The organism is Pseudomonas sp. MWU13-2517 (assembly GCF_023242545.1).
Classification (GTDB): domain Bacteria; phylum Pseudomonadota; class Gammaproteobacteria; order Pseudomonadales; family Pseudomonadaceae; genus Aquipseudomonas.
Window position 1 is genome coordinate 53,137 of the sequence record NZ_JALMFA010000022.1, and the last position, 19,231, is coordinate 72,367.

Annotated in this window: 14 protein-coding genes and 2 pseudogenes; 1 reads left to right on the top strand and 15 read right to left on the bottom strand. The window is 61.0% G+C overall.

Annotated features, from left to right (window positions below):
- The first annotated feature begins 65 nt into the window (after positions 1 to 65).
- A complete protein-coding gene (locus tag M5B97_RS25855) occupies positions 66 to 1,973 on the top strand; it encodes a methyl-accepting chemotaxis protein (RefSeq protein WP_248733065.1) in 1,908 nt (635 codons plus the stop codon).
- A 3-nt stretch (positions 1,974 to 1,976) separates the two neighbouring features.
- Here M5B97_RS25855 and M5B97_RS25860 read toward each other — a convergent pair whose 3' ends face one another.
- The 15 genes and pseudogenes from M5B97_RS25860 to hutH all read right to left on the bottom strand — a co-directional run bounded on the left by M5B97_RS25860 (position 1,977) and on the right by hutH (position 19,228).
- On the bottom strand, positions 1,977 to 2,711 hold the full coding sequence (locus tag M5B97_RS25860) for an amino acid ABC transporter ATP-binding protein (protein WP_134660434.1): 735 nt from the start codon (positions 2,709 to 2,711) through the stop codon (positions 1,977 to 1,979).
- On the bottom strand, positions 2,704 to 3,663 hold the full coding sequence (locus M5B97_RS25865) for an amino acid ABC transporter permease (protein WP_123716242.1): 960 nt from the start codon (positions 3,661 to 3,663) through the stop codon (positions 2,704 to 2,706). Before M5B97_RS25865 ends, M5B97_RS25860 begins: the two co-directional genes overlap by 8 nt.
- Positions 3,664 to 3,836: 173 nt before the next feature.
- Positions 3,837 to 4,634 (bottom strand): transporter substrate-binding domain-containing protein, encoded by a 798-nt coding sequence (locus M5B97_RS25870; RefSeq protein ID WP_134660432.1) that lies wholly within the window; start codon positions 4,632 to 4,634, stop codon positions 3,837 to 3,839.
- A 218-nt stretch (positions 4,635 to 4,852) separates the two neighbouring features.
- The gene (locus M5B97_RS25875; protein ID WP_248733066.1) at positions 4,853 to 5,653 is read right to left on the bottom strand and encodes a transporter substrate-binding domain-containing protein; all 801 of its coding nucleotides are present in this window, start codon (positions 5,651 to 5,653) and stop codon (positions 4,853 to 4,855) included.
- Between the two features lie 148 nt (positions 5,654 to 5,801).
- Positions 5,802 to 8,410: pseudogene (gene mdoH / locus M5B97_RS25880) on the bottom strand (glucans biosynthesis glucosyltransferase MdoH).
- Positions 8,403 to 10,148 carry a glucan biosynthesis protein G gene (locus tag M5B97_RS25885; RefSeq protein ID WP_134660431.1) on the bottom strand — a complete coding sequence of 582 codons (1,746 nt, stop codon included), beginning with the start codon at positions 10,146 to 10,148 and terminating at the stop codon, positions 8,403 to 8,405. The pseudogene mdoH and the gene M5B97_RS25885 overlap by 8 nt, the downstream one beginning before the upstream one ends.
- Positions 10,149 to 10,414: 266 nt before the next feature.
- Positions 10,415 to 10,852 (bottom strand): D-aminoacyl-tRNA deacylase, encoded by a 438-nt coding sequence (gene dtd / locus M5B97_RS25890; RefSeq protein WP_134660430.1) that lies wholly within the window; start codon positions 10,850 to 10,852, stop codon positions 10,415 to 10,417.
- Positions 10,849 to 11,820 carry a prolyl aminopeptidase gene (gene pip / locus M5B97_RS25895; RefSeq protein WP_123716247.1) on the bottom strand — a complete coding sequence of 324 codons (972 nt, stop codon included), beginning with the start codon at positions 11,818 to 11,820 and terminating at the stop codon, positions 10,849 to 10,851. Before pip ends, dtd begins: the two co-directional genes overlap by 4 nt.
- Positions 11,821 to 11,923: 103 nt before the next feature.
- The gene (locus M5B97_RS25900; RefSeq protein ID WP_248733067.1) at positions 11,924 to 12,853 is read right to left on the bottom strand and encodes an alpha/beta hydrolase; all 930 of its coding nucleotides are present in this window, start codon (positions 12,851 to 12,853) and stop codon (positions 11,924 to 11,926) included.
- 68 nt (positions 12,854 to 12,921) lie between these two features.
- Complete coding sequence (locus tag M5B97_RS25905) at positions 12,922 to 13,869, bottom strand: choline ABC transporter substrate-binding protein (protein WP_248733068.1); 948 nt, start codon at positions 13,867 to 13,869, stop codon at positions 12,922 to 12,924.
- A 214-nt stretch (positions 13,870 to 14,083) separates the two neighbouring features.
- Positions 14,084 to 14,884 carry an N-formylglutamate deformylase gene (hutG, locus tag M5B97_RS25910; protein ID WP_248733069.1) on the bottom strand — a complete coding sequence of 267 codons (801 nt, stop codon included), beginning with the start codon at positions 14,882 to 14,884 and terminating at the stop codon, positions 14,084 to 14,086.
- A gap of 11 nt (positions 14,885 to 14,895) precedes the next feature.
- Complete coding sequence (hutI, locus tag M5B97_RS25915; protein WP_248733070.1) at positions 14,896 to 16,101, bottom strand: imidazolonepropionase; 1,206 nt, start codon at positions 16,099 to 16,101, stop codon at positions 14,896 to 14,898.
- Positions 16,102 to 16,116: 15 nt separating this feature from the next.
- The gene (locus M5B97_RS25920) at positions 16,117 to 17,526 is read right to left on the bottom strand and encodes an amino acid permease (protein ID WP_248733071.1); all 1,410 of its coding nucleotides are present in this window, start codon (positions 17,524 to 17,526) and stop codon (positions 16,117 to 16,119) included.
- 43 nt (positions 17,527 to 17,569) lie between these two features.
- A pseudogene (locus tag M5B97_RS25925) lies at positions 17,570 to 17,659 on the bottom strand (outer membrane lipoprotein carrier protein LolA); the annotation flags it as partial.
- A gap of 30 nt (positions 17,660 to 17,689) precedes the next feature.
- Positions 17,690 to 19,228 carry a histidine ammonia-lyase gene (hutH, locus tag M5B97_RS25930; RefSeq protein ID WP_248733072.1) on the bottom strand — a complete coding sequence of 513 codons (1,539 nt, stop codon included), beginning with the start codon at positions 19,226 to 19,228 and terminating at the stop codon, positions 17,690 to 17,692.
- Positions 19,229 to 19,231: the final 3 nt, after the last annotated feature.

A 19,231-nucleotide genomic window follows, 5' to 3' on the forward strand; every position in this document is an offset into this window, starting at 1 on the left:
GCCCGCCATCACCTCGAATCGTTTTAGCGTTTTAACGGAACGCTTTTTCTGATTGGAGGTTCACCATGTTTTCTCGGCTGACCCACTTGCTGGTCAATGCCAGCGTCCGCATCAAGCTCATCCTGGGATTCGGCCAAGTGCTGGTCCTCAGCTTCCTGATCGCCGTTACCGGCTGGCAAGCCTTGAATACCGCCCTGTACCGATCCAGCAGCCTGACGGTCTTGGGGCAATTGGCCGTCGAGACAGAATCCATGCGCGCTGACCGCATCGTGTACCGCACCCTTACGGACGCCGACAGCCTGGGCAAGATGGCCATGAAGATTGAACGGATCGATGGGCATCTGGGCAACCTTTCAAACCGTTTGAAAGACCCTGTCGACCTGCAACGCTTGCAGGACGCGACGCGATTGGTCGCTGGTTTCAAGGCGGCACTGGCGCAACTGCCACCCTTGATCGAGCAACGCGAGAGTATTCGCCCTTCGCTCAAAAGGACGGCGCTGCAAGCCAGCGAGACGCTCGCGCAACTCGCCAGCGAATTACCCGACCAACAAGACGGGAACGCGCTCGAGACCATCGAACAACTGCGCCAGGCCCTGGAGCAGGCCGAGGATCGCGTCCAGAGCCCCGCATGGGCCGCGCAATCGCTGCAAGCTTACGCCGAGGCCATCGCCAGGACTCTCGACGCGCTGGAAGTCGCACAGGCCGCAGTCGCCACACTGCCTGTCGACTCGGCGCCGCTCAAAACCGAGCTGGTCAACTATCGCGAGCAACTCACCAAGCTCAAGGACGCCCAGCTCAACACTGAGGCCGTGCAAAACCGCTTTGAACAACAACTCAATGAGCTGCGCGAGCAAAACCTCCTGCTGATTGAAAGCCAGAACACCCAGGGTGATCACGAAGCGAGCCACACGCGTCTACTGCTGATCAGCGTCACCGTATCCGCCTTGCTATTGGGCACGCTGGCCGCGTGGTGGATTGCCCGGCAGATTGCCGTACCGCTGCGTGAAATCCTCACCGCTGCCCATCGTGTCGCCGACGGTGACCTGAGCCACGACATCCAGGTGGCGCGACGCGATGAACTGGGCCAATTGCAACGGAGCATCGGGCAGATGACGCGCAACCTGCGCAGCCTGATCAGCAGCATCGGTGACAGCGCGCGGCAGATCGCCAGCGCCGCCGCACAATTATCCACCGTCACCTTGCAGACCCGTACGGGAGTCAACCACCAGAAAGACGAAACCGACCAGGTAGCCACGGCCATGAACGAAATGCTCGCCACCGCCCAGGAGGTAGCGCGACATGCCGAACGGGCGTCGGCCGCCGCCCATGAAGCAGACCAACAGGCCAACGCCGGTGAACAGGTGGTCACGCAGGCGGTGCAGCAGATTGGTCACCTGGCCAATGAAATGGCACTGTCCAGCCGCGCCATGCTCGCACTGCAACAGGAGAGCCAGAAGATCGGCAGTGTGCTGGACGTGATCAAGTCCGTGTCCCAGCAAACCAACCTGCTGGCGCTGAACGCCGCCATCGAAGCGGCGCGCGCCGGGAGTGCCGGTGAAGGGTTTGCCGTGGTCGCCGATGAGGTACGCACCCTGGCGCAACGCACACAGGAATCGGCGGAAGAAATCGAAGGGCTGATCCTTGACGTGAACAAAGGCACCGAGCAGGTGGCGGATATCCTGGACAGCAGCCGAAACCTGACCGACGCCAGCGTCGGCCTGACCCGCGATGCCGGTGATGCGCTGGCGGCCATTGCGCGCACGGTATCGATCATTCAGGAAATGAACCCGCAGATTGCTGCCGCCGCCGAGCAGCAAAGCGCGGTGGCCGAGGAGATCAATCGCAGCGTGTTGAAGGTGCGGGACGTATCGGAACAGACGGCAGCCGCCAGCGAAGAAACGGCGGCCGCCAGTGTTCAGTTGACGCGGCTCAGCCTGGATCTGCAGACACTGATCGGCAAATTCAGGCTATGACGCTTACAGGACCTGGCGCAGAAACGCTTGGGCCCGCGGGTCTTTCGGGGCATCGAAGAACTCGGCCGGGGACGCGTCTTCCAGCAACTTGCCGTGATCGAAGAACAGCACCCGGTCGGCGACTTCGCGGGCAAAACCCATTTCGTGGGTGACGCAGACCATGGTCATGCCTTCCAGGGCCAAGGTCTTCATCACGTCCAGTACTTCGCCGACCATTTCCGGGTCGAGGGCCGAAGTGGGTTCGTCGAACAGCATCACCTTGGGCTCCATCGCCAAGGCGCGAGCGATCGCGACGCGCTGCTGCTGGCCGCCGGAAAGACGTGATGGAAACTCGTTGGCCTTTTGCGCAATGCCCACCTTTTCCAGCAGCGCCAGGGCCTTGGCCTCGCGTTCTTTCTTACCGCGCTTGCGCACGACTTTTTGCGCCAGGCACAGATTTTCCAGCACGGTCATGTGAGGGAACAGGTTGAAGTGCTGGAACACCATGCCGACTTCACGGCGATAGGCGTTCACGTCGGTTTTCGGATCGGCCAGTTGCAGGCCGTCGATGCTCACCGAGCCCGAATCGAACGCTTCCAGGCCATTCAGACAGCGCAGGAAAGTCGACTTGCCGGAGCCCGACGGGCCGATTACCACCAGCACTTCGCCCTTGGCCACTTGTGTGGTCACATGGTCCACCGCGCGCACGACGTGACCACGGGTGTCGAAGACTTTTACCAGATCGCGGACTTCAATCACTTTGCGCGAGCCTCCGCTCAAGCCGGCTGGCCATTTTCGACAGCGGCAGGTTGATCAACAGGTACAGGCCTGCCACACAGAACAGGATTTCAAACGGCGAAAACGAGGTGGTGATCACCTCACGGCCGCTTTTGAGCAACTCGGTGATAGCGATCACCGACACCAGCGAGGTGTCTTTCACCAGGCTGATAAATTGCCCGGCCAGTGGCGGTAACACGCGCTTGAAAGCTTGCGGCAACACCACATGACGCATCGACTGGCTGGCGCTCAAACCCAGGGAGCGCGCCGCCTCGTTCTGGCCTCGGGCGATGGACTGCACGCCCGCACGGACGATTTCAGCCACATACGCGCCGGTGAACAGTGACAACGCCGCAATCCCGGCAAATTCCCGGGACAGGTTGAGCACCGTGCCGATGAAGAAATAGAAAATGAAAATCTGCACCAACAACGGCGTGCCGCGTACCAGTTCGACGTAGATGGTCGACAGATCGCGCAAAGTCGGGTTATTGGAGAGGCGACACAAGCCGGTCGCCAAGCCGATCGCCAACCCCAAAACGCCGGACACCACCGACAACCACAAGGTGGTCCACAAGCCCCACATCAGCGGCCCCAACGCCCAATGGCGGGTCACGCCCACAACATCGCCTTCGGCCACGTCATCGCCGCGCGCCACTTGCAGGCTGTTGTCGGCCACGGTCAGCTTCTGCTCCGCGCCGGCGTCGTTGCGCAGGGTGACTTCAGCCACATCGCCTTTGCGCACCAGTTCAACCACGGTGGAAATATCGGCGGCACGTTGGGATGTTTCAGCCTGGTAGGCGAAGTACTGCGGTACGCGGTTCCAGCGCCACTCGTAGGACATCAGCGAAGTGGCGTAGTACAAGGCGCCGGCCAGGCCGACCAACACGACCACCGTCAGCAGGTGCCAGGGCCATTGGGCTTTTTTCTGTTTCATTACTCAACATCCAAAAGGTGGGGCAAGCCCCTCTGTGGCGCGGGAGCTAGCTCCCGCTGGGCTGCAAAGCAGCCCCACTACCGGCGACCGGCAATTGGCCTATAAACCGCATTGCCTGGTCGGAGCGCTTCGCACTCCAGCGGGAGCAAGCTCCCTCGCCGCAACAGCCGATCTTATTCCATGTCCTTGAGCCACTCGGAGCTCTTGAACCACTTGTCATGGATGCGATCGTAGGTGCCGTCGTTGCGGATCTGGTGCAGGAAGTTATTGATGTAGTTGATGCTGTCGTAATCGCCTTTCTTCAAACCGAATGCCAATGGCTCGAAAGTGAACGGTTCTTCCAGGAACACCAGCTTGCCGTTACCGACCTTTTTCTCGGCAACCACGTTGTAGGGGGCGTCATACACGAAGGCATCGGCCTTGCCATTGACCACGTCCAGCACGCCTTCCTGCTCGTTGTCATAGCCATGGTACTTGGCCTTGGAAATCAGCTTTTTGGCGACCATCTCACCGGTGGTGCCGAGCTTGGAGGTCAGGCGGAATTTCTCGTCGTTCAGGTCTTTATAGGACTTGATGGTGCCTTCCAGGTCCTTACGAATCAGCAGGGTCTGGCCGACCACGATGAACGGTTCGCTGAAGTTCAGGCGCAGGTTACGCTCCTGGGTCAGGGTCATGCCGCTGCCGATCATGTCGAACTTGCCGGTCAGGAAAGCGGGGATGATCCCGTCATAACCGGTGGAGACCAGCTCCAGCTTGACGCCCATGGACTTGGCCATCGCCTTGAGGATGTCGACTTCGAAGCCAATGATTTCACCGCGCTTATCTGTCATTTCGAACGGCATGTAAGTCGGGTCCATGCCGACTTTCAGCGTGCCGCGCTTGACCGCATCATCGATGGCACCGGCGTGGGCCGCCGTGGCGGCGACCAACGCCGTGACGCCGAGCATCAGCATCGAAAGATACTTTTTCATCATCAAGTCCCCTGAACGGTTCTTATAAGATCGGCGCGCAAAAGGGCTGCACCATTTCGGGGTGCGATCCTAACCCACTCGTTGCCTGTCACAAAGGTTTCACGGGTAATTGTTATCGGCGTATGTCGGAAATGCCCCACAACCGTGCAGCGAAGCGCAGCCGTAGACACATCGCTCAGGTCGCTCGACCATGGTTTTATGTGTAACCGGTAATGACTTCAGTCGATTTCCGCCATCCAGGCAGTGTCCTTGAACCACTTGTCGTGCAGGCGATCGTAGGTCCCATCCTGGGCCACCTGGTTGAGGAAATGGTTGATCCAATTGAGGCTGTCGTAGTCGCCTTTCTTCAGGCCGAAGGCCAGTGGCTCAAAGGTGAAAGGCTGCTCCAGCGCCAGCAAAGCACTGTTCTCGGCGCGGGTCATTGCAATCAGGTTGTAGGGTGCGTCATGCACAAAGGCATCGGCCTTGCCTTCTACAACCTGGCGCACACCTTGTTCGGGGGTAGCGAAACTGCTTATCCGCGCCGCGCCCAGAAAGCGCTGCGCTGCCGCCAGCCCGGTGGTGCCTTGCGTGGCAGCGACCCGGTACTCGGCGTTGTCCAGGTCTTCGATGCTGGAAACCGTACCGGCCAGGCTTGGATGCAACAGGATGGTCTGGCCGACCACGATAAAGGAGTCGCTGAAATTCAGTTTCAGGTTGCGCTCCTGGGTCACCGTCATGCCACTGCCGATCAGATCAAACTGCTTTGCCATCAGGCCCGGCAGCAACTCGGTATAAGGCACCGCGACCAACTCGAGTTCCACCCCCAGCGCGCGGCTCATGGTCTGCAGCAGGTCAATCTCGAAGCCAACGATGCGCCCCTGCTTATCTGTCATTTCAAAGGGAATGTAAGTGGGTGTAGTGCCAACCCTCAGCACGCCCCGCCGAACCGCATCATCAAGGGCACCGGCATTCAACCAGCCTGCGTACAGCATGACGACCGCGCCGATCAGCCATGCTGAACCGTACCTTTTGAACATGAATACCCCCATGGCGAGTCAGATTTGGAGGGCGATGCTACCCCAGCCACAGGCACGGCAATACGCCTCGAATCGAGGTATTTTGTTTCGAAATAACAAGGAGTTAGCGCCAAAAGGAAGAGGCGCGAAACGCTGTAGGATCAGCGTTTCAAGCGCCCCCGAAGTGGGCCTTCGGGGGCGTTTGAATCAGGCCGGTTGGGCCTGGGACGACAACGGTTGCAGCGGCAGCAACGGCGCGTGCGGATCAGCCTTGATCGAGGCGCGCCAGGCACCCAGCCATTCGGCATGACCTTCAGTCCAGACCTGCTGGTGCAGACGGCCGAGGGCGACCGGATCGCTGAGCAGGGCCAGGCGTTCAGCGTTGTTGAGGGCGGCCGGGCCGACTTTCAACGCATGACGCACACGCTCGGCACGCAGGTGCTCGATCGGCTCCGCCTCACGGTGGCGCGACGTCGCCAGGGCGCAGGCCAGGGCGTTCTGCTGCGGGTCGACCACCGAGCGCACAAACCCGTCCTGCAGGGCGTGCCAACGATTTTCGTGGGTGTACTGCTCGGTCGACAACAACGCTTGCGGCGGGTTGTATTCCTCAGGGATCAGAAACAGGCTCTCGTCACGGGACTTGAGGCCCAACTTGACCCGACTGGAAATCACCGAGACCGGGATCGACAGCATCAGCGAGCCGACGATCGGGATCAGCCACCACAGGAAGCTTGGGTTCAACCACACCACCAGCAGCGCCCACAGGAAGCCAAGCACGGTTTGCGGGCCGTGGCGCTTGACCGCCTCGCTCCATGGCGTGGAATCATCGTCACGTTGCGGCGAATTCCAGGTCGCCGCCCAGCCGAGGAACGCGGCCAGTACGAAACGGGTGTGGAAGATCATCCGCACCGGCGCCAGCAGCATGGAGAACAGCATCTCCAGCAGCATCGACAATGTCACCTTGAACTTGCCACCGAACTCTTTCGCGCCCTTGGCCCAGATCAGGATGATGCTCAGCAGCTTAGGCAGGAACAGCAGCACGATGGTGGTGGAGAACAGCGCCACGGCCTTGTCCGGATGCCATTGCGGCCACAGCGGGTACAACTGGCGTGGCGCCATGAAGTACTGCGGCTCCATCAGCGTATTCACCGCCAGCAGCGCGGTCGACAACACCAGGAAGAAGAACCACAACGGTGCCGACAGGTAGGACATCACGCCGGTGAGGAACACCGCGCGGTGTACCGGGTGCATGCCCTTGACCAGGAACAGGCGGAAGTTCATCAGGTTGCCGTGGCACCAGCGACGGTCACGCTTGAGTTCATCCAGCAGGTTCGGTGGCAGTTCTTCGTAGCTGCCCGGCAAGTCGTAGGCGATCCACACACCCCAGCCGGCACGGCGCATCAGCGCAGCTTCAACAAAGTCGTGGGACAGAATCGCACCGGCGAACGCGCCTTTGCCCGGCAACGGCGCCAGGGCGCAGTGCTCGATGAACGGCTTCATGCGGATGATTGCGTTATGGCCCCAGTAATGGGATTCACCCAGCTGCCAGAAGTGCAGGCCGGCCGTGAACAACGGGCCGTACACACGTGTGGCGAACTGCTGCATGCGTGCATACAGGGTGTCCATGCCCGACGCACGTGGCGCGGTCTGGATAATCCCCGCGTCCGGCGTGGCTTCCATCAGGCGCACCAGGCTGGTCAGGCATTCGCCACTCATCACGCTGTCGGCGTCGAGCACCACCATGTACTTGTAGTCACCGCCCCAACGACGGCAGAAGTCGTCGAGGTTGCCGCTTTTACGTTTGACGCGGCGGCGGCGGCGGCGATAGAAGATCTTGCCGAAGCCACCGGCCTCGCGGCACACATCCAGCCAGGCCTGCTGTTCGGCGATACAGATATCGGCATCGTTGCTGTCGCTGAGCACGAAGAAATCGAAGCGGTCCAGGTCACCCGTGGCCGCCACCGATTCGAAGGTGGCGCGCAGGCCGGCAAATACCCGGGGCACGTCTTCGTTGCAGATCGGCATCACCAACGCGGTGCGGGCATCCTTCGGAATCGGCTCGTCACCGGCACTTTTACCGGAGATCCGGTATTTATCGTGACCGGTAAGCAGTTCCAGGAAGCCCATCAGCGCGGTCCAGAAACCTGCCGAAACCCAACAGAACAAGATCCCGAACATAATCAGGATGCTGGTTTGCAGCGCGTAAGGCAGTACCTGGGTGGCGGTTTGCAGCAGGGTCTGGTTGCGGATCTCGTCGAAGTCGACCAGCGACCAACCCTGGTACGGCATGATGCCTTTCATGTACCAGCCGGCCACGATGGTCTGGCCGAGCATCAATATCAGCAGGATATAGCGACGGATCGAGCCGACGGTACGCCAGCGCGCGGCCGGCAATACACGCTCGTCTTTCGGCGGCTTGGGCGGGTTGGTGCGACCGGTCAACCGGCGCCAGCCACGTACCAGGATATTGGTACGCCATGGCTCGGGCACTACCTTGGTCCGACGGATCGGCGGCGTGGCCTTCAGGGTGACCCGGCCGCTGGCGTCGAGCGCCAGCATTTCGGCGTCTTGCAGTTCCTCGGCGGTACTGAGGGTCAAGCGAGTACCAACCGACGCCTGGGCAGCGTCGGTCGGTGCATCGAACGCCTTGGACGACAGGCGTTCGTGCAATTCGCTGAAGGACGTGCAGCCCGCCAGTTCGGCGCGCTGCTCAGCGGTCATCGGCAGATGTGCCAGGTACTCGGACAGAGTCTCCGGCTTGGCTTGTGAATTACTCATCGGCTGGCAACTGGTAGCTCCAGGTCTCGGTCAGGACTTGTTCTGTCTTGGCCGGCTCCGGGGTGGCTGGGGCAGCATCTGGCTGCTTGGCTTCCTTGTCCTTCGCTTCTTTGGCGTCTTTCTTGGCTTGTTTTTCATGCTGTTTCGCCAGCACTTTGTCAGCCTTCAGCACCTGGGTCGAAACCTTCTCAGGCTCCGGCTTCACGATGTCCTGAACCAGCGCCGCACGCATCTCGGTCGGCTTGCCGGCGTCCTTGATCTTCATACGCAGGGTCAAGCGCCAGCCTTTGGTGTGCTCGTTGTAACGCACGCTGTTTTCAACGATCTCGGCGTTCTCGCCAACACTCACCTGGCTGCGCACTGGGGCATCCGGCGGCAGAGCCTTGAGGGATGGACCCTCGAAGTCCACCAGATAAGCCACGCTGCCGTCAGGCTGGCGGATCAGGTTGGACTGCTTCACATCGCCGGTGGAGCGCAGGGTCTGCTTGACCCAGGCGCTGTCGGCCGGGTGCAGGTCCTTTTCGTCCATGGTCCAGTGCAGGCGGTAGCTGACATCCAGCGGCTCACCGACTTTCGGCAACTCGGCCGGGCTCCAGAAGGCAACGATGTTGTCGTTGGTTTCGTCCGCGGTCGGAATCTCTACCAGGTCGACGGAGCCCTTGCCCCAGTCGCCTTCAGGCTCGATCCAGGCGCTTGGGCGCTTGTCGTAGTTGTCGTCCAGGTCTTCGTAGTGGCTGAAATCGCGACCGCGTTGCAGCAAGCCGAAACCACGCGGGTTTTCCACGGCAAAGTTGCTGACCGACAGGTGTTTAGGGTTGTTCAGCGGGCGCCAGATCCACTCGCCGTTACCGGCATGGATCGACAGGCCGCTGGAGTCGTGCAGCTCACGACGATAGTTGAGCACCTTGGACGGCTGGTTGGCGCCGAACAGGTACATGCTGGTCAGAGGGGCAACGCCCAGCTTGCTGACCTTGTCACGCAGGTACATCTGGGATTTGACGTCGACAATGGTGTCGGTGCCCGGACGCAGGGTCAGGCGATAGGCGCCGGTGGCCCGTGGAGAGTCCAGCAAGGCGAAGATCACCAGCTGTTTTTCACCCGGTTTCGGACGTTCGATCCAGAACTCGGTGAAACGCGGGAATTCTTCGCCGGACGGCAAGGCGGTGTCGATCGCCATGCCGCGGGCGGACAAACCATAAGACTGGCCCTTGCCGACGACACGGAAATAGCTCGCGCCCAGCATGGTCATGATTTCGTCTTGCTTGTCGGTCTGGTTGATCGGGTACAGCACACGGAAACCGGCATAACCCAGTTGTTCGGTGGCTTTAGGATCAAACTTCACGTCGCCGAAATCGAAACGAGTCGGGTCGTACTTGATTTCCTGGACGCTATCGGCGGTCACTTCGTTGATTTTCACCGGTGTATCGAAATGCATACCCTGGTGATAGAACGAAAGCTTGAACGGGGTGTTCTGATCGGCCCATTCGGCCTTTTCGTTGCGGAAACGAATCTTTTGGTAGTCAGCGAATTTCATTTCGCGGAATTCGTTTGGCAAATTGCTGCGCGGAGCTTCGTATTTCTGCCCAGCCAGCTCTTTTGCCTTGGCCGACACATCATCCAGACTGAATGCCCACAGTTGACCCGCGCCGAACAGGCAAAACAGGGCGGAGCCCGTCACCAGTGCGTTTCGTAACCGTTTGGCAGACAATTTTGGTGCATTACAGGGACTAACAATCACGAGCAACCCTCGCCGAAAACAGATCAAAAAACCAACGGCCAGCTATCTATATGCCAGGTTGGCGAGCATTGTTCCGACTCCCCTGGGTCAAAATGATTCCCCAAAGGCTATCGGACAAGTCTCTACCTAAGTCAAAAATGGACCAAACAACGCTGATCCCCGTAGCGCGCGATTATCTAGTAGGCCGCGACACAACGCATCAGGGACAACGAAGTATTTGTAGCGAAACCCTGCGTTTTTAGGCATTAAAGTCGTTTTTAATACATTCATGTCTGTAAGAGGAAGGTCACAGGGCCATCATTGACCAGATGCACCTGCATATCAGCGCCAAAACGCCCTGACGCCACCTTGCCATGCAATTGTTGCGCTTGTAACAGCAAGTGTTCAAAAAGCGCCGCTCCCAGGGCCGGAGGGGCCGCCGTGGAGAAGCTCGGCCGTAGCCCGCTCCTGGTATCCGCCGCCAGCGTGAACTGGGATACCAGCAACAAACCACCGTCGATATCCTTCAAAGACAAGTTCATCTTGCCCTCATCGTCGCTGAACACCCGATACTTGAGCAGCTTTTGCAAAAGTTTGTCGGCGCTCTCGGGCGTATCTTCGGGTTCGACGGCTACCAGCACCAGCAAACCCTGGTCGATCGCCCCCACGATCTCGCCCGCCACCTCGACCCGGGCGCCACGCACCCGTTGCAACAAGCCCTTCATGCTTCTTCAGGCGGCAAATCAAGCAGGCTGCGAGCCATTTCGCCGGTTGCACGCACCAGCGCATCAGTGATGCCTGGTTCGGACGCGGCATGGCCCGCTTCGCGAATCACTTGCAGCTCACTGTTGGGCCACGCCTGATGCAGCTCCCAGGCGTTATCCAGCGGACAGATCATATCGTAGCGGCCATGGATGATTACGCCAGGCAGATGAGCGATCTTGTGCATATCGCGAATCAGCTGGTTGGGCTCAAGGAAGGAATTGTTAGTGAAGTAATGGCATTCGATGCGAGCGATGGACAGCGCACGCTGCGGTTCGGCAAAACGCTCCACCTGCGCCGGATTCGGGCACAGGCCCAGCATGCGTCCTTCCCAGGTCGACCATGCCTTGGCCGCGTGCATCTGGGCGATCTGGTCATTGCCGGTCAGGCGCTTGTGGTAGGCGCCGAGCAGATCATGGCGCTCATCCTGAGGGATAGGCGCGAGGTAATCCTGCCAGTAATCCGGGAACATGCGGCTGGCGCCCTCCTGGTAGAACCAGTGGATGTCCTTGGGGCGAGCCAGGAAGATGCCGCGCACGATCAGGCCATGCACGCGCTCCGGGTGGGTTTGCGCGTAGGCCAGCGCCAGGGTCGAACCCCAGGAGCCACCGAACAGTACCCATTTATCGATGCCCAGGTGTTCGCGGATGCGCTCCATGTCGGCGACCAGGTCCCAGGTGGTGTTGTTTTCCAGGTTGGCGCGAGGGGTGGAGCGCCCGCAACCGCGCTGGTCGAAGGTGACGATGCGGTACAGGTTCGGGTCAAAGTAGCAGCGGCTGTTGGCGTCGCAGCCGGCGCCGGGTCCACCATGGATGAAGATCACGGGCAGGCCTTCGGGGGAGCCACTCTCATCGACGTACAGGGTGTGGATGTCATCGACGGCCAGATCGTGCCGGGCGTAGGGTTTGATCTGCGGGTACCAAGTCTGCATTGCGCGCTCCGTAGGGTGTCGGGTCCATCCCTGGGGGGACGTCTATTATTCTGCCGTCTGGCATCATAAACCCGAATTGTGCAATGAGCATGTCCTTGAGCACTTAGACCTGTGTCAGCACTTCGCTCCTCAGGAATTGCAGCAGATAGTCATACAGTCGATCCACCTCCGGCACATGGCCGCGTGCGCGCAAACAGCCATGGATCAAACCTTTGCCTGGGTACAGCACGGCGTTGACACCCGCCGCCTGCAGGCGCTCGGCATACAGCATGCCGTCGTCGCGCAGCGGGTCGAATTGGGCAACGGCAACCAGGGCGCTGGGCAAACCACGCAAATCCCCGGCCAACAGCGGCATGGCATAGGCCGATGGCTTGCCTGCACCTTGCAGGTACAGCGCCGAGTAATACTCGGTGTCATCGGTGCTGAGCAGCGGCGCGTCCATGCAATCACGACGTGACGGCAAATCGGCCGAGCCACCCAAGCCGGGGTAAATCAGCACTTGGGCCTTGGGCAGCGCATGGCCATCATCCCGCAGACCCAGGCATAACGCCGCCGCCAGGTTACCGCCGGCACTGTCGCCGATCACCACCCTGCGTTGCAGGTTGATGGAGTGCGGCCCCTGCCCTGCCTGGATGGCCTGCCACACGTCGCGGCAATCGTCATAAGCCGCCGGGAACGGATGCTCCGGCGCCAGGCGGTAGTCGACGGCGATGACCAGCACCTGCAGCGCACTGGCCAGTTCGAAGCAGATGAAATCATGGGAATCCAACCCACCGACCACCCAGCCACCGCCGTGTATATAAAGAAGGCATGGCCAACCCTCAGCGGGAGTGGGTGCGGTCGGCAAATAGCTGCGCACACGAACCCCGGCCAGGGTGAAGTCGTCGATGTGCAAACCTTCTGGTTTCGGCGGGGTGAATGCCTGGCACATGCGCTCGTAGTGCTGGCGCAGGCCCGCCAGGGAAGCGTCGTTGCTGGTGAAGGACTCGGTCTTGGCGACAAACGCTGCAAGCTGGGGAGAAATCGGGTACATGGGCGAACATCCCTGATGATGGATCAAGTGTGAAAGGGGCACCTTCCACATTTGGATCTTCATGCCGCTTAAGGTTTGAGGCTGGCCTGCACTGCCGCTGCGCCATCGGAGCCATCGAACGCCGTAACGCCGACCAGCCAGCGCTGCAGATCCTCGGGGTGATCGCGCAACCACTGCCTGGCAACATCCTGGGGCGACTGGCGCTCCATGATCGGCACCATCAATTGGCTTTCCTGGGCGGCGGTGAAGGTCAGGTTTTCCAGCAACCGGTTGGCGTTGGGACAGCGCTCGGCGAAGTCCGGCGCCGTGACGGTGGAGACGGTGGCACGGCCTTCGTCAGGGCCAAACACATCTTCGCTGCCGGTGAGGTAGGTCATTTTCATATTGATGTTCATCGGGTGCGGGGTCCAACCGACAAACACCACGAACTCCTTGCGATTCACCGCGCGCTGCACCGCCGCCAACATGCCGGCCTCACCCGACGCGACCAGCTTGAAACCGCCGAGACCGAAGTGGTCGGTGTCGATCATTTTCTGGATATCGGTGTTGGCCCCGCTGCCGGGCTCGATGCCGTAGATCTTGCCGCCCAGCTTGTCCTTGAAACGGGCGATATCGGCGAAGGTTTTCAGGCCCGCATCCGCAACGTATTGCGGCACCGCCAGGGTGGCCTGGGCATCGGCCAGGCTGGGCTTGTCGAAGACCTTGAGCTGCTTGGCCGCCAGGAACGGCGCGATGTTATTGTCCATCGCCGGCTTCCAGTACCCCAGGAAGATATCCAGGCGCTTGTCGCGAATCCCCGCAAAGATGATCTGCTGCACGGCGGTGGTCTGCTTGCTGTCATAGCCCAGGCCGTTGAGCAGTACGTCGGCCATACCGGAAGTGGCGATCACGTCGGTCCAGCTGACCACTCCCATGCGCACGGTTTTGCAGGACGCCGGTTCTGCAGCCACCGCCTGTGCGCTGAGCAGGGCGGCACCGGTGAGGGTCAATAAAAAGCGGTTGAACAGTCTTTTCATGGAAGAAGTCTCACTCGGCAGCTTTTATTGTGGGAAGTGGCGTCTGACGCGCCGTATCCACAACCTTACCGAGCAAGAATGCTGTTAACACGAACTGCAGCGACCGGCAGTTGCACTGGAGCGACTGTGAGGCCGTCGTCGGGAGCAAGCCCTCCCCCACAGACGGCTGCGTTCACAGATCCAGATGTGGGAAAGGCGCTGGTTCAGCCCCGAATCATCGGTAGTGCGCTTGGCCCCAGGACAAGAAACCTTCCAGCAACTGCTTCAACACCACGCGTGTCGGCTCAGCCAAATCCGCGCGATAACGGAATGGCTCGAACTCTTCCATATAAGTGCTCTGGCACAACTCCAGCTGTACGGCATGGATGTCCTGAGCGGGGTCGCCGTAGTGCCGGGTGATGTGTCCACCCTTGAAGCGACCGTTCAGTACGTGGGTGTATTGCGGATGCCTGGCGCAGATAGCCTCAAGTTGAGCGGCCAGCTCAGGGTCGCAAGCGGCCCCGTTAAAGGTGCCGAGGTTGAAGTCCGGCAGCTTTCCGTCAAACAGGTGCGGGATGACCGAACGGATCGAGTGCGCATCGAACAGCAAGGCATAGCCGAACTCAGCCTTGAGCCGTGCCAGCTCTTCCTGGAGCGCGCGGTGATACGGCCCCCAGACCTTTTGCAGGTAACTGGCCCGTTCGGCCTCGCCAGGTTCGAGCCCTTCTCGGAACAACGGCACGCCGTCGAACAATGTCGCCGGGTACAGGCCGGTCGTTGCACCGGCATAGAGCGGCTTGTCATCGGACGGGCGGTTAAGGTCGATCACAAACCGCGAGTACTCGGCCGACAGGGTGCTGGCGCCCAGCTCTTCGGCAAAGTCATACAACGTGGGGATATGCCAGTCGGTGTCCGGCAGGCTTTGCGCCTCGGCAATCAAGCCGGCCTCGACGGCCGGCGTCAGGCGCACACCGGCGTGGGGCATGCTGATCAACAGCGGCACACGGCCTTGTTTGAATGTCAGAACCTTATCCACAACAACACTCCTCAAACGTTGACGTCGACGCCGTGGCGCACAACGCGTTTATCCAGCTCCCCGCCCAGCCAGTAGGCCAGGTCGGCGGGGCGATCGATTTGCCAGGCGACGAAGTCCGCAACCTTGCCCACTTCCAGCGAACCATGGGTGTCGCCCATGCCCAGAGCGGTGGCGGCATGTTGCGTGGCGCCGGCCAGGGCTTCTTCCGGGGTCATGCGGAACAGCGTGCAGGCCATATTCAGCATCAGGCGCACCGACAGCGCCGGCGAGGTGCCGGGGTTGAGATCGCTGGCGATAGCGATCTTCACGCCGTGCTTGCGCAGGGCATCCATCGGCGGCAGTTGGGTTTCGCGCAGGAAGTAGAAGGCGCCCGGCAACAGTACTGCGACGGTGCCGGAGGCAGCCATGGCGATGGCGTCCTCTTCAGTCATGAATTCCAGGTGATCCGCCGACAGCGCTTGGTAACGCGCCGCCAGGCTGGAGCCGTGCAGCGACGAGAGCTGCTCGGCGTGCAGTTTCACCGGCAGGCCGAGTTGCCGGGCGACCTTGAACACGCGCTCCACCTGCTCGGTAGAGAACGCCAGGTATTCGCAGAACGCATCCACCGCGTCCACCAGCCCTTCTGCTGCCAGGGCCGGCAGCATCTCGGCGCAGATGTGCTCGATGTAGTCGTCGGCGCGGTCCTTGTACTCAGGCGGCAATGCATGGGCGGCCAGGCAGGTCGCCCGTACGCTGACCGGCAGCGCTTCGCCGAGGCGACGGGCCACGCGCAGCATTTTGCGTTCGTTGACCAAGTCCAGGCCGTAGCCGGACTTGATCTCTACCGTGGTCACGCCGTCGCGCAGCAAACTGCGCAGGCGCTTGTGGGCACTGGCAAACAGCTCGTCCTCGCTGGCGGCGCGGGTGGCACGCACGGTGCTGGCAATACCGCCACCCTTGGCCGCGATCTCGGCGTAGCTCACGCCTTCCAGGCGCTGCTCGAATTCACCGCTGCGGTTACCGCCGAACACCGTATGGGTGTGGCAGTCGATCAGCCCGGGGGTAACCCACGCGCCTTGCAGGTCATGCACCTGAGCGTAATCCGCCGTCGGCACCTGGCTGCGGGGGCCGATCCACTCGATGAGCGAACCGGCAGTCACCATGGCGGCATCCTCGATGATCGAGTATTTGCCGTGGGCCATGGTTGCGACGTGGCAGTGTTGCCAAAGCGTTTTCATCAACGCCTCCCTAAGTTAACGATGAGACAAAACCGGGTCGTAATGGACCTTGGCCGCTTGCCCGGCAGCAGGCTTGACCCACAGCAGGTAAGCAACCACCAGCAACACGATCCATACGGCACCGACCAGCAAAGCGGCCTGGGTGTCCGGGAAGTAACCCAGCACACCAAACACGAACAGCATGAACACAATGGCCGCAGCCGGCGCATAGGGCCAGAACGGCACGGGGAATTTCAGTTCGGCCACTTGCTCCGGGGTCATGGAACGGCGCATGGCGACCTGGGTGAACAGGATCATCAGCCACACCCACACGGTGGCGAAGGTGGCAATCGAAGCGATCAGCAGGAAGACGTTTTCCGGGATCAGGTAGTTGAGCACAACGCCGCCCAGCAGCGCCGCGCCCATTACCACCACGGTCATCCACGGCACGCCGTGTCTGGACAACCGGGCAAAGCCCTTGGGTGCCTGCCCTTGTTGGGCCAGCCCATACATCATGCGGCCGGCGCCGAAGATGTCACTGTTGATGGCCGACACCGCCGCCGAAATCACCACGATATTGAGGATGGTCGCGGCCGAGCCGATGCCGAGGTTGCTGAAGATCTGCACGAACGGACTGCCCTGGCTGCCGATCTGCGGCCATGGGTAGATAGCCATCAGCACAAACAGGGTCAGCACGTAGAACAGCAGGATACGTAACGGCACCGCATTGATCGCCTTGGGGATCACGCGTTGCGGGTCCTTGGCCTCACCGGCGGTGATGCCGATGATCTCTATGCCACCGAAGGCGAACATCACTACCGCAAACGAGGCGATCAAGCCACCGACGCCATTAGGCATAAAGCCACCATGGGCCCAGAGGTTGCTCAGGCCACTGGCCTGGGTTTCACCGGCCGAGTGAATGCCGAACAGCATGATGCCCAAGCCGCCGAGGATCATGGCGACAATGGCGCCGACCTTGAGCAGCGACAGCCAGAACTCCATCTCGCCAAACACTTTGACGTTGCACAGGTTCAGGCCGCCGATCAGAAACACGATGCCGAGCACCCAGACCCAGCGCGCAACTTCGGGAAACCAGAAGCCCATGTAGATGCCGAACGCGGTGACGTCTGCGAGGCAGACGATGATCATTTCAAACGCGTAGGTCCAACCGAGAATGAAGCCGGCCATGGGGCCCAGATAGGTACTGGCGTAATGGCCGAAAGAACCGGCCACCGGGTTGTGCACGGCCATCTCTCCGAGGGCGCGCATCACCATGAACACGGCTGCGCCACCGATCAGGTAGGCCAGCAGTACAGCGGGCCCGGCCATCTGGATGGCTGAGGCGGAGCCGTAGAATAGCCCGGTGCCGATCGCGGAACCGAGTGCCATGAAGCGAATATGTCGAGCGGAAAGCCCGCGTTTCAAACCCTTTTCTTGCTGGTGCATTTCTCTTCCCTAATTATTTTTATCCCGAGAAAAACGCGACCTCTACTGTTGGAGCGGGCTTGCTCGCGAAAAACCTGAGAGCGCCGAGGGGTGACAGGTTTCCCGTGTCATCGTTGGCGACTTTCGCGAGCAAGCTCGCTCCTACAGTAAAGTCGGCGCTGCGTTAGAGGCTTGGCAGCAGTTTGGCCGGCACCAGCTCATTCAGGCAGCGGGTGGCGAGCAGTTCGCTGGCGGCGTTGATGTCCGGAGCGAAGAAGCGGTCCTTGTCGTAGAACGCCACTTTGTCGCGCAGGAGGCCGCGGGCCTTTTCCAGTTTCGGCGAGGTTTTCAGGCCATCGCGCAAATCCAGGCCCTGGCAGGCGGCCAACCATTCAACCGCCAGAACGCCACGGGTGTTTTCAGCCATTTCCCACAGACGTTTGCCGGCAGCCGGGGCCATCGACACATGGTCTTCCTGGTTGGCGGACGTCGGCAGGCTGTCGACACTATGGGGATGGGCCAATGCCTTGTTCTCACTGGCAAGTGCCGCCGCAGTCACCTGGGCGATCATGAAGCCGGAGTTCACTCCGCCATTGCCCACCAGGAACGGCGGCAGTTGCGACATGTGCTTGTCCATCATCAACGAGATACGACGCTCGCTCAGGGAGCCGATTTCGGCGATGGCCAGTGCCATATTGTCGGCCGCCATGGCCACCGGTTCGGCGTGGAAGTTACCGCCGGAGATCACGTCACCTTCCGCAGCAAATACCAGTGGGTTATCCGACACGGCATTGGCTTCCACCACCAGCACTTCGGCAGCCTGGCGGAACTGGGTCAGGCAGGCGCCCATGACTTGCGGCTGGCAGCGCAGGGAGTACGGGTCTTGTACCTTGTCGCAGTTCTGGTGCGACTTGGACACTTCACTGCTGTCGCCCAGCAGGTCGCGATAGGCCGCAGCCGAATCGATCTGCCCGCGCTGGCCGCGAGCGGCGTGGATGCGCGCATCGAACGGCGAGCGCGAGCCGAGTACGGCTTCCACGGTAAGGCCACCGCACGCCAGGGCGCCGGCGAACAGGTCTTCGCCTTCGAACAGGCCACGCAGGGCATAAGCCGTGGACACCTGGGTGCCGTTGAGCAGCGCCAGGCCTTCTTTGGCGGCCAGGGTCAGCGGCGTCAGGCCGGCGACTTTCAGCGCCTCAGTGGCTTCCAGCCACTCGCCCTTGTAACGCGCCTTGCCTTCGCCGAGCAACACCAGCGACATGTGGGCCAATGGCGCCAAGTCACCGGACGCCCCCACCGAGCCCTTGAGTGGAATGTGCGGGTACACCTCGGCGTTGATCAGCGCGATGAGCGCGTCGATCACCTGGCGGCGAATCCCGGAGAACCCACGGCTCAGGCTGTTGACCTTGAGCACCATGATCAGGCGCACCAGTGCGTCGCTGATCGGCTCACCGACGCCGGCGGCGTGGGACAGCACCAGGGAACGCTGGAGGTTTTCCAGGTCTTCGCTGGCGATGCGGGTGGAGGCCAGCAAGCCGAAACCAGTGTTGATACCGTAAGCGGTGCGGTTCTCGGCGAGAATCTGCTCCACGCAGGCGACGCTGGCTTCGATCTGCGCCGTGGCGCTGTCATCCAGGCTGAGGCTTACCGGCTGTTGGTAGATGGCCCGCAGCTGGGCAAGACTCAGTTGGCCTGGAATCAGATTTAGCGCAGTCACATTCATACT